This is a genomic window from Micrococcus sp. LASM2_SD2, assembly GCF_057364565.1.
Genome location: NZ_JBNFOB010000473.1, coordinates 1 through 633 on the forward strand (window position 1 = coordinate 1; position 633 = coordinate 633).

Consider the following 633-nt stretch of genomic DNA (forward strand, 5'->3'; position numbering starts at 1 on the left):
CGGCCCGCGCAGGCCCCCGGGGCCCTCCCGGCCCGGGTCAGCCCGGCGAGCACGGCGAGGGTCGGGCTCCGTCCCCAGCGCGGGCCGTAGGCGCGGATCACCACGGTGCGCTCCTCGTCGTCCCCGTCGCCGTCCTCGTCCGAGAAGTCGGTGACGATCCCCTCCGGGGCGAGGGGGCCGTCGTCGTGGGCGGTGTCCGCTCCGGTGGCGCGGACGAGGTGCAGGTCCAGCCAGGAGGCCTCCGGGTCCTCGGGGAACCCGGCGAGGGACTCGGCGAGGCCGCGGCCCCACTCGACCACGGTGACCGAGCGCGGCACGGACTCCTCCAGGTCCAGGTCCGTCAGCTCTGCGGCCGAGCCCAATCGGTAGGCGTCCACGTGGACGAGGTCCGGGCCGCCGCACTCCGAGGGGTGGATGCGGGCGAGCACGAAGGTCGGGGAGATGATCCCCTCACGGACCCCGAGGCCGCGGCCCAGCCCCTGGGTGAAGGTGGTCTTCCCGGCGCCCAGGTCCCCGCTGAGGACCAGCAGGTCCCCGGCACGCAGCAGTCCGGCGAGCACGGCCGCGACGTCCCGGGCGGCGTCGGCGCCGGGCAGCGGCAGCTCGACCGTCTGCACGGGGCTCCGGAGCGTC

Annotated in this window: 1 protein-coding gene; it reads right to left on the reverse strand. The window is 76.8% G+C overall.

Annotation, left to right across the window (positions count from 1 at the left end):
* Positions 1–617, reverse strand: a 617-nt coding sequence (tsaE, locus tag AC2W7A_RS13180; protein WP_485991718.1) for a tRNA (adenosine(37)-N6)-threonylcarbamoyltransferase complex ATPase subunit type 1 TsaE, incomplete at its 3' end; no start/stop codon positions are given.
* Positions 618–633: the final 16 nt, after the last annotated feature.